Here is a 15535-nt window from a genome sequence, read left to right on the forward strand (position 1 = left end):
CCTACCGACAGTACGATAGACAACCCTGCAAAAAGCCTGCTGTAACGCCAGCCGGCTGTCTTCTCGACCCAAGGACATACCATGGACCGCGTGCGCAACCTCCTGGAACAGATCCAGGGACGCCTCGATGAGCTGAACAAGGCCGAACGCAAAGTCGCCGAAGTCATCCTGCTCAACCCGCAACAGGCCACCCGTTTCAGCATCGCCGCGCTGGCTCAGGCGGCCAAGGTCAGCGAGCCGACCGTCAACCGCTTCTGCCGCTCGTTCGGCGTCAGCGGCTACCCTGAGCTCAAGCTGCAGCTGGCCCAGAGCCTGGCCAGCGGCGCTGCCTACGTCAGCCGTGCGGTCGAGGCGGACGATGATCCGGCCGCCTACACCCAGAAGATCTTCGGCAGCGCCATCGCTTCGCTCGACAGCGCCTGCCAGCAGCTCGACCCGCAGCAGGTCAGCCGCGCCGTCGACATGATGATCCAGGCGCGCCAAATCCACTTCTTCGGCCTCGGCGCCTCGGCACCGGTGGCACTCGACGCGCAGCACAAGTTCTTCCGCTTCAACCTTGCCGTGTCGGCCCACGCCGACGTGCTGATGCAGCGCATGCTGGCCTCGGTGGCGCACACCGGCGACCTGTTCGTGATCATCTCCTACACCGGGCGCACCCGTGAGCTGGTCGAGGTTGCCCGCGTCGCTCGCGAGAACGGCGCCTCGGTGCTCGGCCTGACCGCCGCCGGTTCGCCACTGGCCAACGCCTGCAGCATGAGCCTGCATATCCCGCTGCCGGAAGACACCGACATCTACATGCCGATGACGTCGCGGATCATCCAGCTGACCGTGCTCGACGTCCTGGCCACCGGCATGACCCTGCGCCGCGGCGTCGACTTCCAGCCGCACCTGCGCAAGATCAAAGAGAGCCTCAACGCCAGCCGCTACCCGATCGAGGACGACGAACTCAGTTGAGCCGATGCGCCTGCAGGCTCAGGTGCGCCTGCTCGCCCGGCGCCAGGCTCAGGCCGGCGGTACTGCCGCTGGCGGCTTCGACACATACGAAGCGCTGACTCTCGCGGCCACTGACGCCCATCAGCGGGCGAGTGCCGGGGTGCCAGACCACGGTATCGTCGCTGTCGCCGGTATCGATGCACAGTTCGCGCTCCCAGGTCGGGTCGTGCAACTGCACCGATGAGGTGCCTGGATACACCCGCTGGCACCCGCCACCGACCTTCAAGGCGCCCTTCTGCCGGCAGCTCTGCCGACTCAGCTGATCATAACCTTCAATGTTTTCGAGCCCAGACAGCGCTATCTTGGCAACATCACTGATACGCCAGTAAGCCAGCAGAGCATGACTCAATTGGCAAGTTTCGCTGTCCTGGTGCACGGTGCTGAGCTTGAGCTCCATGTTCTTGCCGAGCCGCGCGTGCAGGTCGACCTGCCACTCACACAGCTGCAACTGCCACACCAGCGTCACCCCGTCATCGTCGGACGTGCTGCTCAGCAGCTTCCAATCGAGCAGCCGGGCCCAGCCATGGGTAGGCCACAGGTCTTCGCTGGGATGACGACCGTACCAGGGCCAGCACACCGGTACTCCGCCGCGGATCGCGCCGACTTGCGGCCATTGCTCGGCGCACCACAACCATGGCCGTTCGCCACTTGGCTGAAAATGCAGCAGCTGCGCGCCTTGACGGCTGAACACGGCCTGGCAGTGCGGGTGGTCGATGACAAGGACATCGCGCTGTTGATGACGCTCCCACTCGAAGACGGGCCTGGGCCGCTGCGGGGTGAACAAGCAGTGGAGCGGATGTTCGGGCATGGCGTGGTAACTCTTGTTGTCATTAGGGCCATCGGGTTGAAGGCGACTTGATTTGATCGTGGCTGGTAAGGCTGGGGGGCGCTTTGCGCCCCTTTCCGACCGGTCCGGCGCCCCGGCAAGGCCGCTCCTACAAGGGATCGCGCGGTCCCTGTAGGAGCGGCCTTGTGTCGCGATAGGGCTGCAAAGCAGCCCCCGACATTCTCGAACCAGCCGCAACCCTCAAAAATGTTGCGCTCGCTTCAATGGCGTAAATTTACAACATTTACCCTCAGAATGACGACTGAATCTTCAAACCCGCGACCAGCGCATTGTCCACCTCGTCCACCCCACCCGGGCTTTTGATGTACTGCAGGTTGGGCCGCACGGTCAGCCAGTTGGTGACATGGAAGCCGTAGTACAGCTCGGCGTTGTACTCAGTGCGCTGCAGCGGCACGAAGCCCATGTCGTTGTAATCACTGATGCCACTCTGTGCGTTGAGCTGCTCGGCGCGCTTTTTCACGTCATCGTTGACGTGGATCCGGGCGATGCCAAAACCGATGTCATCCTTGGGCCGCGAATCGAAGGCGCCTTTGTAGACCATGCCGACTTGCTGGTAGTTGTCGACCACGTTGGTGGCCTTGTCGTGCACGGTGAAGTTGGCGAACAGGCTCAGGCCGCGATTGACGTCACCGGCATGTGCGGTGACTTGCTGCTGGGCCACCACCCACCAGCCATGCTTGCTCGAGTGCGACTTGAAGCCGACACCGCTGACGCCCTGGGCGTTGCCGTTGACGTCCTTGTACACGTCCTCAGCGGAAGCCGTGCTGTAGTAGTAACCGAGGCGATATTCACCCGGCAGGCCATTGACCTTGGGCTGCCAGACCGCCTCGACCGGAATAATTGCACCCTTGGTGCCACTGCCGCTGAGCTTGAAGCCGTTGCCGGTTTCGAGGTTGGACGGGTTCTGCTCGAACGCGCCGACCTGCACGAAGACTTCCGGGGTGATGTTGTACTTGACCCGCAGCGCCCACTGGCTGACCGGCCAGTTGTACCAGATGCCGCCGACCCAGTTACCCACCTGCGAGCCGCAGAACGCCAGGTTCTGGAAGTCGCAAGGGAAGCTGTTGAAATCCTCTCCCGGCCCGTAGCGGCCGAATTTGACGTCCAGCGCGCCATCGAAATACTTCTGCTTGATCCACATCTGGGTCAGCCGCCAGGTCTGGCCGCGACCCCAGACTTCCTGCACCGAACTGAACTGACCGGCGCGTGGGTCGCTGATGCGGTCGTTGGACAGGTTGCGGCCGCTGCGCTCGGTGACTGCCAGCTTGAACTCGGTGTTATGCCAACCGAGGATCTTCTCCAGGTCCAGGTGCATGCCGAGGGCGAACTGGTCGCTGTAGCGCGCCGTCTTGTCGTCGTTGTAGCCGCCATTGAGGTTGCCGGCGACCTCACCGACGTAGTCGAGGGTGAAGTCGTAGCCCTTGTCGAGCAGCTCGGTGCGGGTGCCGCCCCAGTCGCCACTCATCCATTTCGATTCGCTGGAGAAGGCCTCGGCGGCCTGTACGCTGTTGCTGCCGACCAAGGCCAGCAAGGCCAGCGAACCCAACGTGCTGATGCGATTGCGATGTTCCATCCCTGTGCGTCCTCTTTTCTTGTTATGAAGGGTCCAATCAACGGCCCGCGATGTGGGCAACGTTGTCTTGCAAGGGTGCAGCGTGGCGGGCGAGGTGCAGGCGCTCACCGGTTTGCGCGTCGAACAGCAGCACCCGTGCCGGGTCCAGCTGCAGGTTGAGGGTGTCGCCGACCTGGCAGCTGACATCCGGCGCCAGCCGGCAGCACAGCTTGGTCTGGTTGACCGTGACGAAGACCAGCAGGTCCGGCCCGGTCGGCTCGGTGATCTGCACTTCAGCGCGCAACAGCGACAGGCCGTCGCCCTCCCCTGCAGCGAGGCTGATCTGCTCGGGACGAATGCCGAGAATCACTTCACGACCATCCAAGCCCTGGCTGGCAGCACCCAGCGCCAGCTCGCAGCGGGCCTGACCACTGTCGAGCAGCGCCAGCACACGGCCGCCCTGCTCGCGCAGGCGCACCGGCACGAAGTTCATCGGCGGCGAGCCGATGAAGCTGGCGACAAACTGGTTGGCCGGGTCGTTGTAGATCTGCTGCGGGGTGCCGAACTGCTGGATGATGCCGTCCTTCATTACCGCCACCTTATCGCCCAGGGTCATCGCCTCGATCTGGTCATGGGTGACATACACCGTGGTGGTTTTCAGGCGCTGGTGCATCAGCTTGATTTCGGTACGCATCTCGACCCGCAGCTTGGCGTCGAGGTTGGACAACGGCTCGTCGAACAGGTAGATCTTCGGCCGCCGTGCCAGCGCCCGGCCCATCGCCACGCGCTGCTGTTGGCCGCCGGAGAGCTGGCCCGGTTTGCGCGCGAGCAGGTGTTCGATCTGCAGCAGCTTGGCCACCCGCGCCACTTCTTCGTCGATGGCCGCCTGGGACAGCTTGCGAATCTTCAGGCCAAAGGCAATGTTGTCGCGCACGCTCATGGTCGGGTACAGCGCATACGACTGGAACACCATGGCGATGTCGCGATCCTTCGGGCTCATGCCGCTGACGTCGTCGCCATCGATCAGGATCGCGCCGCCGCTGATGCTCTCAAGACCAGCGATGCAGTTCATCAAGGTCGACTTGCCGCAGCCGGAAGGGCCGACCAGGATCAGGAACTCACCGTCCTTGATCGCCAGCTGAATGTCCTTGAGGGTGTCTGGCACACCTGTGCCGTAGGTCTTGTTGACGTTGCGAAGTTCGAGTGTGGCCATGACTTACCCCTTGACTGCGCCGGCGCTCAGGCCGCGCACGAAATACTTGCCTGCGACCACATAGACCAGCAGGGTTGGCAGGCCGGCGATCATTGCCGCCGCCATGTCGACGTTGTATTCCTTGGCCCCGGTGCTGGTGTTGACCAGGTTGTTGAGGGCCACGGTGATCGGTTGCGAATCGCCGCTGGAGAACACCACGCCGAACAGAAAATCGTTCCAGATCTGGGTGAACTGCCAGATCAGGCAGACCATGATGATCGGCGTCGACATCGGCAGGATGATCCGCCCGAAGATGGTGAAGAACCCGGCGCCATCCAGCCGCGCAGCCTTTACCAACGCATCGGGAATGGTCACGTAGTAGTTGCGGAAAAACAGGGTGGTGAACGCCAGGCCATACACCACATGCACCAGCACCAGGCCGGCGGTGGTGTTGGCCAGGCCGAGCTTGCCGAGGGTGAACGAGGCTGGCAGCAGCACCGTCTGGAACGGCAGGAAGCAGCCAAACAGCAGCAGGCCGAAGAACACCTGCGAGCCGCGAAAACGCCACATCGCCAGCACGTAGCCATTGAGTGCGCCGAGCGCGGTAGAGATCAGCACCGCCGGCACGGTGATCATGATTGAGTTCCAGAAATAGCCACTGACCGTGGCCCAGGCCTTGGCCCAGCCGATGCTGGTGACAACGGCCGGCCAGCTGAGCAGGTTGCCGCTGCCGATGTCTTCCGGGGTCTTGAAGCTGGTCAGCAGCATCACCACCAGTGGCACCAGGTACAGCAGCACGGCAAACAGCAGCACGGCGTGAATGGCCAGCCGACTGAGGCTGATGGCCGGTTTGTCGAGGCGGCTAGTCATGGCGTTTGGTCCTCAGTTCCGAGTACAGGTAAGGCACCAGAATCGCCAGGATCGCGCCCAGCATGAGGATCGCACTGGCCGAGCCCATGCCCATCTGGCCGCGGCTGAAGGTGAACGAGTACATGAACATGGCCGGCAAGTCGGAGGAGTAACCCGGGCCGCCAGCGGTCATCGCCGCCACCAGGTCAAAGCTCTTGATGGCGATGTGCGAGAGGATCATCACTGCACTGAAAAACACCGGGCGCAGGCTCGGCAGGACGACTTGCCAGTAAATCCGCGGCAAGCTCGCGCCGTCGATCTGCGCCGCACGGATGATCGACTGATCGACCCCGCGCAGGCCGGCCAGAAACATCGCCATGATGAACCCCGAGGCCTGCCACACGGCGGCAATCACCAGGCAGTACACCACCCGGTCCGGGTCGATCAGCCAGTCCAGGCGAAAGCCTTCCCAGCCCCAGTCGCGCATCAGTTTGTCCAGGCCCATGCCCGGATTGAGCAGCCACTTCCAGGCGGTGCCGGTGACGATCATCGACAGTGCCATTGGGTAAAGGTAGATGGTGCGGATAAAGCCTTCGCGGCGGATGCGCTGGTCCAGCAGGATCGCCAGCAGCACGCCGATGACCAGGCTGATTCCGATGAACAGGCTGCCGAACACCAGCAGGTTTTTGCTCGCCACCCACCAGCGGTCGTTGTCGAGCAGGCGTGCGTATTGCGCCAGCCCTGCCCATTTGTAATTGGGCAAAAAGGTCGAGGTGGTGAACGAGAGAACGAAGGTCCACAAGATGTAACCGTAGAAGCCCACCAGGATGATGACCATGGTTGGCGCCAGTACCAGTTTAGGTAACCAGCGCTGCACGGCGTCCAGGGGTGAGGCCCGCAGTTGCGCGGTCGCAGTAGTCATGGCAGCGATACCTGTCAGTACAGAACGTTAACTGAGGGTGGCTGCAGCCGCCGCGAGGGCGGCTGCGCCGGACCCGCCGTTACTGGGCGGACTTGATCGCCGCGCCGAGCTTTTTCGCGGCATCGGCCGGGTCGGCCTTGGGGTCGTTGATGTAGTTGGTGACCACATCGAAGAACGCGCCCTGCACTGCCAGGTTGGTCGCCATGTTGTGCGCCATGCTCGGTTGCAGGCCGCCGGTCTGGGCGTCGGCAAGGAAGTCCTTGGCCGAGGTCTGCGCGCAGGCATCGAAGCCACGCTTGCCCATGTCGGCGAGCATGTCCTTGCGCACCGGGATCGAGCCCTTGTTGGTGCTGAACAGTTTCTGGAAGTCCTGGCTCATCACCACTTTGGCGATGTCCTGCTGGCCGGCCGAGGTGCCGGCGTCCTTCTGCTTGAACACCACCAGCGAGTCGATGTTGTAGGTAAAGGCTTTGTCGGTACCCGGGAACGGCACGCACTGGTAATCCTTGCCGGCGACCTTGTTGGCCAGGGTCCACTCGCTCTTGGCCCAGTCGCCCATGACCTGCATGCCGGCCTTGCCGTTGATGACCTTGGCGGCTTCCAGGTTCCAGTCCTGGCCTTTGCCGTCAGCGTCCATGTAGGTAGCGACGCGCTTGAGTTCGGTCAGCGCCTTGACCATGCCCGGCCCTGTCAGGACCTTCTGGTCAAGATCAACCAGCGCCTGCTTGTAACCGTCCGCACCCATTACCGACAGCACCACCGCCTCGAACACGGTGCTGTCCTGCCATGGCTGGCCGCCGTGGGCGAGCGGGATGAAGCCGGCTGCCTTGAGCTTGTCGGCTGCGGCGTAGAACTCGTCGAGGGTGGACGGCGCCTTGTCGATGCCGGCCTTCTTGAATACTTCGGGGTTGATCCACAGCCAGTTGACGCGGTGGATGTTGACCGGTACCGCGACATAGTCGCCTTCGTACTTGACGGTGTCGGCGACCTTTTTCTCCAGCAGGCCGTCCCAGTTCTGTTCTTTGGCCACGTCCTTGAGCACGTCAGTGTCGAGCAGGCCGGTGGAGGCCCATTCCTGGATGTCCGGGCCTTTGATCTGGGCCACGCCTGGCGGGTTGCCAGCGACGGCGCGGCTCTTCAGCACGGTCATTGCGGTGGCACCACCGCCGCCGGCAACAGCGCCGTCTTTCCAGATGAAGCCGTCTTTTTCGACCTGAGCCTTGAGTACATCGACAGCAGCCTTTTCGCCGCCAGAGGTCCACCAGTGCACCACTTCGACCGTGCCTTTGGCATCGGCGGCAGACGCGCTCAGGGGCAGCAGGGAGGCTAGAGAAATCGCGGCGGCGAGACGCAGAGTGGAGTTCATCGCAATACCTTTCTTGTTGTTATGCAGGGCAAGACTGTCGCTTGCATTGCACAGGAGTGTAATAACCCGGCAAGGCGCCTCAGGTAACGAAGCGCTGCGCGATTGTCATCAGTTGGTTACATTCGCCGGGCGAGGCCCGTGGCAAGGCTTGGCGCCAGTGCCAGAGTGGGCAACAGCACGGCCTGATAAGCGTGATAGAGGTCTGGCTTGCCCGCCCAGATGGTCGCACTGGGGAGGTTGTCCGGGCTCAGTTCGTGGTGCCAGCTGCCGGCGTCGGTGTCGATCAGGTGGGTTTGAATGAATGCCCAGAAGCGCCCGTACCAGCACTGGTACTGCGCCGCGCCCGTGCGCTGCCACAACGCAGCGGCAGCGGCGCTGGCCTCGGCATGCACCCAGTGCAGGCGCTGGCGTACTACCGGCCGTTGTTGCCAGTCGAGGGTGTAGACGATCCCGGGTGCGCCGTCGGCGTGCCAGGCGTGCTCACAGGCACTGGCAAACAGCCCGCGCGCGTCGGCCAGCAGCCAGTCGGGCGCAGGCAGGTCGGCCAATTGCAGCGCAGCTTCAAGGTGCAGCATCAGCCGTGCCCACTCGAAGCCGTGGCCGGGAGTAACGCCATAGGGCCGATAGCCATCGGCGCGGTTGTCGCTGTTGTAATCGGTGAGCGGCTGCCAGTGCAGGTCGAAGTGTTCGATCACGCTGAAGCCATTGGCGCGCGCATGGTCGTGGATCACCCGCTCGACGATGCGCAGCGCACGCTGCAACCAGATCGGCTCGCCAGTTACGTCGGCAAGGGCCAGAAACGCTTCGGTGCCATGCATGTTGCTGTTGGCCCCGCGATAGGCCTCCTGCTGCTGCCAGTCGCGAGTGAAGCTTTCGCGCAGGGCGCCCTCGGGTTCGCTCCAGAAATGCTGTTCGATGATGTCGATGGCCTGCGTCAGCAAGGCCGGCGCAGCAGCGCTGCCGGCCACCTGCGCAGAACTGGCAGCGAGGGCAACAAAGGCATGCAGGTAGGCGGCTTTGGTACGGTCGCCAGCGGGAGCGGCGCTGGCGTACCAGCCGCCGTGCTCGGCATCACGCAGCGGGCCGGCCAAGGCGGCGATGCCGTGCTCAACCAGCTCCAGACAACCAGCCCTGCCTTGCAGATGAGCCAGGGCGAAGCTGTGGGTCATCCGCGCGGTGGTGATGGTGTCGGCAATCGCGTTGGCGGCGAGGTGGCCGTAGCTGTCGAGATTGCCGAAGCCGAGTTGCAATTGCGAGGCTCTGGCGAAGGCCAGCAAACGCTGCCCTTCGGCATCCAGCCAGGCGCTGTGCGGCCCGTCGATCAACGGCGATTGAACATGATTCATCGGCCTGCTGCGTCCTTGTCGAGAACAGGCACGGCGCCTGTCGTGGCGGCCAAGTCTAGCCAGTGACCCGTTGCTGGGGTGTCACAAAGGCCGCCATTGATGTCACTGGCTGGTGACCAAGCGTTGCTCACTCGGCGCTGCGCGGCAGGCACAAGGTCACGCGCAGGCCGCCTTCACGCAAGTTGAGCAAGCTGACCTCGCCGCCATGGCTGTGGGCAATATTGCGCGCGATGCCCAGGCCCAGGCCATAGCCTTGCTGCTGCCCGGCCAGGCGAAAATGTGGCTCAAACACCTGCTCCATCTGCTGCTGCGGCACACCCGGGCCGTGGTCATCGACCTGCAGCACAAAGCCCTCCGGGCCATCGATGATGCGCAGGTGGGCGCGCTCGCCGTACTTGATCGCGTTGTCGACCAGGTTGCCGATGCAGCGGCGCAGGGCCAGCGCCTTGCCCGGATACGGCGCCAGCGCCCGTCCCTCGACGGTGATACGACCGTCACGCAGATAAGGTTCGGCGAGAATTTCCAGCAGCTGGTTGAGGTCGATCGGCTCGATGTTCTCGTGGATATCCGTGTCTTTGACGCACTGCAGCGCGCCTTTGACCAACAGTTCCAACTCGTCCAGATCACGGCTGAACTGCGCTTGCAGGCGTTCGTCTTCGAGCAGCTCGACACGCAGACGCAGCCGCGTGATCGGCGTGCGCAGGTCGTGCGAGATCGCGCTGAACAGCTGGCTGCGTTCGGTCAGGTAACGGCTGATGCGCTCGCGCATGCTGTTGAAAGCACGGCCCACCTCGACCACCTCACTGCCGCCGCCCTCGGTCACCGGCACCACATCCGCGCCCAGCGACAGTTCGCGGGCAGCGCGGGCCAGGCGCTTCAACGGGCGACTTTGCCAGTGCACCAACAGGCCGATGAACAGCAGCAACATGGCCGTGGTCAGGGCAATGAAGCCGATCTGCTGGCGCGGCAGGCGCTCGGCCTCAAGGCTGGTGTAGGGTTCCGGCAGCAGTGAGGCGATGTACAGCCACTCGCCTTCAGCCAGGCGGATCTGGTTGACCAGCACCGGCGGATTAAGCGGTTCCAGGGTCAGCGAATAATGCGCCCACGAGCGCGGCAGCTCATCCAGCTTGAGGCCGCTGTTGAAGATGCGTAACTGATCGGGGCTGACGAACTCGACCGAGACTTCCACCTGCTGGCCGAGGCGCTCGTGCAGCACTTGCTGGAACACGTCGATGACCGCCTGCTTGCGCGGGGTGATCGGCAGCGTGGCCATGTCCAGCGGCTTGTCGTTGAGCGATACGAAAAAGCGCGTGCCGCCCATGCTGCGCAACTGGTCGAGGACCATGGGCCGATAGGCCACCGGCAACGAGCGGAAGTAACTGACACTGGCGCTCATCGAGTGGGCCAGGCTCTGCGCGCTGGCACGCAGCCCCTGCAACTGGCTGGCGCGCAACTGCGCGACCCAGATCAGGCTCGACAGGCCCTGCGCCAGCAATACCACCAGCAGGGTCAACAGCAGCATGCGGCCCAACAGCGAGCGCGGCAGCAGGCGCCAGCGGCGCTCAGTGGCTGCGGTTGACATTCGCCGCCAGCATGTAGCCACTGCCGCGCACGGTGCGGATCAGCCGTGGTGGTTTGTCGGTATCGCGCAGGCGTGAGCGCAGGCGGCTGACGGCCATGTCGACGATGCGGTCGAGCGGCATCGGCTCGCGCCCGCGGGTGGCATTGCCAATGGTGTCGCGGTCGAGGATCTGCTGCGGGTGGTCGAGAAACAGCTTGAGCAGAGCGAAGTCAGCACCGGACAGAATCACCTCTTCACCGTCGCGGTGGAACAAGCGATGACTGACGGTATCCAGCTGCCATTCGTCAAACGCCAGCACGGCGCTGGCGGGCGCTGCCTGGCCAAACTCGGCACGGCGCAGCAAGGCTTTGATCCGTGCTTGCAGCTCACGTGGGCTGAACGGTTTGCCGAGGTAGTCATCGGCGCCCAGCTCCAGGCCGATGACCCGATCGGCCTCGTCGGAACTGGCGGTGAGCATGATGATCGGCACCCGCGACTGGCGCGGGTGCTGGCGCACCCAACGGCACAGGCTGAAGCCGTCTTCGTCGGGCAGCATCACGTCGAGAATCACCAGGTCACACGGCGTGCTGTCCAGCGCCTGGCGAAAACCCTGGCCGTCGGCCTCGGCGCGCACCTGAAACCCCGAGCGGCTCAGGTAGGTCTGCAGCAGTTCGCGGATGTCATGGTCGTCATCGACCATCAGGATCGATCGGGCGGCAGTGCTCACTAAAATACCTTCCTCTGGTGCACGCGGGTCTAGCTGCCCGCTGTTGTTGAGGTCGTCTTGCCTGGGGCGGTGGTCAGTTGCGGGGCAAACCCATTGCCTGCTGCAGCGCGACACCGGCACCCAGCAAGCCGGAAAACTCGGCGGTGACCAACCATACCGGGATCCCGGCAAAATAGCCGCTCATGCAGCCCTTGTCGGCAAAGCTGGCAGCAAAGCCGCTGCGCAGGAACAGCTCGGCAAACCGCGGAATCACGCCACCGACGATATACACCCCGCCGCGCGCGCCGAGGGTGAGTACGTTGTTGCCGGCAACCCGGCCAAGGAAGCAGCAGAACTGCTCGATCACGGCCAACGCCTGTGGCTCTCCGGCCAGCGCCGCCTCGGTGACTTCAGCCGGGCTCAGGTGAACTGGCTTGATAGCATCGAGCGCGCACATCGCCTGATACAAGCGCACCAGGCCGCCGCCGCTGAGTATGGTTTCGGCACTGACATGTCCAATCTGGCTCTGGATCTGCTGATGGATCGCCGCTTCACGCACGTTACCGACGGGCAGGTCGACATGACCGCCCTCGCCCGGCAGCGCCATCCACTGCTGGTTGAGGTGGAGCAAGCTGCCGACACCCAGCCCGGTACCAGGGCCGATCACCAGCGCCGGGCGGGCTGGGTCGGCGTCACCGGCGCATACCGCCTGGAATTCCCCTGGCTGCAAACGGGTCATGCCCAGCGCCATCGCCGAGAAGTCATTGAGCAACAGCAGCTGCTTGACCTGGAGCATGTCGCAGAACGCCCGTCGGCTCAGCCGCCAGTGGTTGTTGGTGAACTGAAACTCATCGCCATCCACCGGCCCGGCAACCGCCAGGCATACCGCCGCGAGCTCACCGCGAGCGATGCCCTGCTCGAGCAGATACGCCTGGATCGCCTGCTCAAGGCTGGTGTAGTCAGCCGTCGGCAACACCCGCACGGCGTGCAGCTGGTTGTCGCGCCAAAGGGCAAAACGTGCGTTGGTGCCACCGATGTCGCCAACCAGCAACTCATTCACTTGAGATTCTCCAGGCCAGAGGTAAAGGCGCTGGCGCCCTGTTCCGCTGAACTGAACGCCATGCGCATGAAGCCAAACAGTTCGCGCCCGCAGCCCAGGTCATTGCCCTGGGGTGCAGGCGGCAGATCGCGGCTGGCCAGCTCTTCGGCCGAGACCATTACCCGCAAGGTGCCTTCGACACCATCGACGCGCACAATATCACCATCGCGCACACGTGCCAGCGGGCCGCCGTCGAACGCTTCCGGGCAGACGTGAATCGCCGCCGGGATCTTGCCCGAGGCGCCAGACATACGCCCGTCAGTCACCAGCGCAACCTTGAAGCCGCGGTCCTGCAGCACGCCGAGGAACGGCGTCATCTTGTGCAGCTCGGGCATGCCGTTGCAGCGCGGGCCTTGGAAGCGCATCACCGCAACGAAATCGCGCTCCAGCTCACCGGCCTTGAACGCATCGGCCAGCGCCTGCTGATCTTCGAACACCCGTGCTGGTGCTTCGACCACGCGGTGCTCGGGCGCCACGGCGGAGACTTTCATCACACCGCGACCGAGGTTGCCCTCCATCACCCGCAGGCCACCCTCGCTGGAGAACGGCCGCGAGGCCGGGCGCAGGATGTTTTCGTCGAGGCTTTGCAGCGGGCCTTCGCGCCAGACCAGCCGACCATCCTCAAGGAACGGCTCCTGGGTGTAGCGGCGCAGGCCGTGGCCGGCCACGGTGTTGACGTCGTCGTGCAGCAGCCCGGCGTCGAGCAGCTCGCGAATCAGGAACGACATACCGCCGGCGGCCTGGAAGTGGTTGATGTCGGCTTTGCCGTTCGGATAGACGTTGGACAGGGTTGGCACGACCTCGGACAGGTCGGCCATGTCCTGCCAGGTCAGCTGGATCCCGGCGGCCTGGGCAATCGCCGGAATGTGCAGGGTGTGGTTGGTCGAGCCGCCGGTTGCATGCAGCGCGACGATTGAGTTGACCAGGGCCTTTTCATCGACGATTTCGCCCAGCGGCATGAAGCTGCCGCTGGCTTTGGTCATGCGCGTGACCTGCTGCGCGGCCTCGGCGGTAAGGGCATCGCGCAATGGCGTGTAGGGATTGACGAACGAGGCGCCGGGCAGGTGCAGGCCCATCACTTCCATCACCAGCTGGTTGGTGTTGGCGGTGCCATAGAAGGTGCAGGTGCCGGGGCTGTGGTAGGACTTCATCTCCGACTCGAGCAGCTCTTCGCGGCTGGCCTTGCCTTCGGCATAGCGCTGGCGCACATCGGCCTTTTGCTTGTTGGAAATGCCCGACGGCATCGGCCCACCGGGGACGAAGATGGTCGGCAGATGGCCGAAGCGCAATGCGCCCATCATCAGCCCGGGGACGATCTTGTCGCAGATGCCGAGCATCAAGGCGGCGTCGAACATGTTGTGTGACAGGGCAATCGCGGTGGACATCGCGATCACTTCGCGGCTGGCGATGGCCAGCTCCATGCCCGGCTCGCCCTGGGTGACGCCGTCGCACATGGCCGGCACACCGCCGGCAAACTGGCCGACCGAGCCGATCTCGCGAAGCGCCTGTTTAATCTGTTCGGGAAAATGCTGATACGGCTGGTGCGCCGAAAGCATGTCGTTATACGCCGAAACAATTGCCACGTTGGCCGCATTCATCATGCGCAGGCTGTGCTTGTCTTCGCTACCGCAGCCGGCCACGCCATGGGCGAAGTTGGCGCATTGCAGGCTGGCGCGCATCGGGCCGTCACTGGCCGCACCGAGAATCAGTTGCAGATAACGTTCACGGGTAGGACGGCTGCGTTCGATCAGCCGTTGGGTGACCTCTAGGATGCGCGGGTGCATGTACTGAACTCCAGGCTGACGGTAAGGGTGGTCTGAAGCGCTATTTCCCCTTCCCTCGATTGCAACCTAGGCTCAAGTGAAACGTGCCTGGTGCACCGTGGAAGCAGCTCGCCCGACCACTCGTTGTATGTTTACACAAAATACTGCCATCAAAAGGGCTTGTTTTCTATCCCATAACGCATAATCTTGTAATTCCAATAACAAAATCGTTTCAGTGAATGCGTGCTCCACGGCAACAGACCTTGTGCCACAGCCTTCACCCGACTGCCAGAGGTATTACCATGACCCTACGCATCGCCATCAACGGATTCGGCCGTATCGGGCGCAACGTCCTGCGCGCACTGTATACCCAAGGCTACCGCCAGGACCTGCAGGTCGTCGCCATCAACGATCTGGGCGACAGCGCGATGAACGCCCACCTGCTCAAGTACGACAGCGTCCACGGCACTTTCGATGCACAGGTCGAGGCCGATCATGAAAGCCTGACCGTCAACGGCGACCGCATCGCGGTCAGCGCTATCCGTAATCCGGCCGAGCTGCCGTGGAAGGCCGAGGCCATCGACGTCGTATTCGAATGCACCGGGCTGTTCACCGACCGCGCCAAGGCTGCCGCTCATTTGAGTGCTGGCGCCGGCAAGGTGATCATTTCGGCGCCGGGCAAGGGCGTTGACGCCACCATCGTCTACGGGGTCAACCATGATGTGCTGCGTGCCTCGCACCAGATCATCTCCAGCGCCTCCTGCACCACCAATTGCCTGGCGCCGATCGCCCAGGTGCTGCACCGCGAGTTCGGTATCGAGCAGGGCTTGATGACTACCATTCACGCCTACACCAACGATCAGGTGCTGACCGACGTGTACCACAGCGATCCGTACCGGGCCCGTTCGGCCACCCAGTCGATGATCCCGAGCAAGACCGGCGCCGCCGAAGCGGTCGGCCTGGTGCTGCCGGAGCTGGCGGGCAAGCTGACCGGCATGGCCGTGCGCGTACCGGTGATCAATGTGTCGCTGGTGGACCTGACCGTCAACCTCAAGCGCGAAGCCAGCGCCGAGCAGGTCAACCAGCTGTTCCTCGAAGCCAGCCGCCACTCGCGGGTACTGGGTTACAACGCCCTGCCGCTGGTGTCGTGCGACTTCAACCACAACCCGCTGTCGTCGATCTTCGATGCCAACCACACCCGCAGCAACGGCCGCATGCTCAAGGTGCTGGCCTGGTATGACAACGAGTGGGGTTTTTCCAACCGCATGCTCGACAACTGCCTGGCGCTGCACAACGCGCAGTAAGGTGGCCCGCCCAGCAGGCAGCGCAGACGGTGCGC

At 63.6% G+C, this 15535-nt stretch carries 13 protein-coding genes; 2 read left to right on the forward strand and 11 right to left on the reverse strand.

The genetic code is table 11. From position 1 onward, the window contains the following. The first annotated feature begins 90 nt into the window (after positions 1-90). Positions 91-954 (forward strand): DNA-binding transcriptional regulator HexR, encoded by an 864-nt coding sequence (gene hexR, locus ACQZ2L_RS18545; RefSeq protein ID WP_430327380.1) that lies wholly within the window; start codon positions 91-93, stop codon positions 952-954. Here the strand turns inward: hexR and ACQZ2L_RS18550 are convergent. The 11 genes from ACQZ2L_RS18550 to edd all read right to left on the reverse strand — a co-directional run bounded on the left by ACQZ2L_RS18550 (position 947) and on the right by edd (position 14217). Continuing rightward, complete coding sequence (locus ACQZ2L_RS18550) at positions 947-1801, reverse strand: D-hexose-6-phosphate mutarotase (protein ID WP_430327302.1); 855 nt, start codon at positions 1799-1801, stop codon at positions 947-949. The genes hexR and ACQZ2L_RS18550 overlap by 8 nt on opposite strands. A gap of 268 nt (positions 1802-2069) precedes the next feature. After that, positions 2070-3413, reverse strand: a complete 1344-nt coding sequence (locus tag ACQZ2L_RS18555) for a carbohydrate porin (protein ID WP_430327303.1) — start codon at positions 3411-3413, stop codon at positions 2070-2072. Positions 3414-3450: 37 nt separating this feature from the next. Continuing rightward, a complete protein-coding gene (locus tag ACQZ2L_RS18560) occupies positions 3451-4605 on the reverse strand; it encodes an ABC transporter ATP-binding protein (RefSeq protein ID WP_430327304.1) in 1155 nt (384 codons plus the stop codon). 3 nt (positions 4606-4608) lie between these two features. Continuing rightward, positions 4609-5454: a carbohydrate ABC transporter permease gene (locus tag ACQZ2L_RS18565; RefSeq protein ID WP_101316975.1), complete on the reverse strand. Its 846-nt coding sequence runs from the start codon at positions 5452-5454 to the stop codon at positions 4609-4611. Beyond that, entirely contained in the window at positions 5447-6355 is a 909-nt protein-coding gene (locus ACQZ2L_RS18570) for a carbohydrate ABC transporter permease (protein WP_430327305.1), read from the reverse strand. Before ACQZ2L_RS18570 ends, ACQZ2L_RS18565 begins: the two co-directional genes overlap by 8 nt. 79 nt (positions 6356-6434) lie before the next feature. Next, on the reverse strand, positions 6435-7721 hold the full coding sequence (locus ACQZ2L_RS18575) for an ABC transporter substrate-binding protein (protein WP_430327306.1): 1287 nt from the start codon (positions 7719-7721) through the stop codon (positions 6435-6437). 116 nt (positions 7722-7837) lie between these two features. Then, positions 7838-9067, reverse strand: coding sequence for an AGE family epimerase/isomerase (locus ACQZ2L_RS18580; RefSeq protein WP_430327307.1), 1230 nt, complete (start codon positions 9065-9067; stop codon positions 7838-7840). Positions 9068-9194: 127 nt separating this feature from the next. Continuing rightward, positions 9195-10649: an ATP-binding protein gene (locus ACQZ2L_RS18585; protein WP_430327308.1), complete on the reverse strand. Its 1455-nt coding sequence runs from the start codon at positions 10647-10649 to the stop codon at positions 9195-9197. Continuing rightward, positions 10630-11355, reverse strand: coding sequence for a response regulator (locus ACQZ2L_RS18590; RefSeq protein WP_430327309.1), 726 nt, complete (start codon positions 11353-11355; stop codon positions 10630-10632). Before ACQZ2L_RS18590 ends, ACQZ2L_RS18585 begins: the two co-directional genes overlap by 20 nt. A gap of 73 nt (positions 11356-11428) precedes the next feature. Further along, entirely contained in the window at positions 11429-12394 is a 966-nt protein-coding gene (locus ACQZ2L_RS18595; RefSeq protein WP_430327310.1) for a glucokinase, read from the reverse strand. Continuing rightward, positions 12391-14217, reverse strand: a complete 1827-nt coding sequence (gene edd / locus ACQZ2L_RS18600) for a phosphogluconate dehydratase (protein ID WP_430327311.1) — start codon at positions 14215-14217, stop codon at positions 12391-12393. Before edd ends, ACQZ2L_RS18595 begins: the two co-directional genes overlap by 4 nt. A 281-nt stretch (positions 14218-14498) precedes the next feature. Here edd and gap point away from each other — a divergent pair, with 281 nt between their 5' ends. Further along, a complete protein-coding gene (gene gap, locus ACQZ2L_RS18605) occupies positions 14499-15500 on the forward strand; it encodes a type I glyceraldehyde-3-phosphate dehydrogenase (protein WP_430327312.1) in 1002 nt (333 codons plus the stop codon). Positions 15501-15535 lie beyond the last annotated feature (35 nt).

This window comes from Pseudomonas shirazensis (genome assembly GCF_050496565.1).
Taxonomy (GTDB): domain Bacteria; phylum Pseudomonadota; class Gammaproteobacteria; order Pseudomonadales; family Pseudomonadaceae; genus Aquipseudomonas; species Aquipseudomonas shirazensis_A.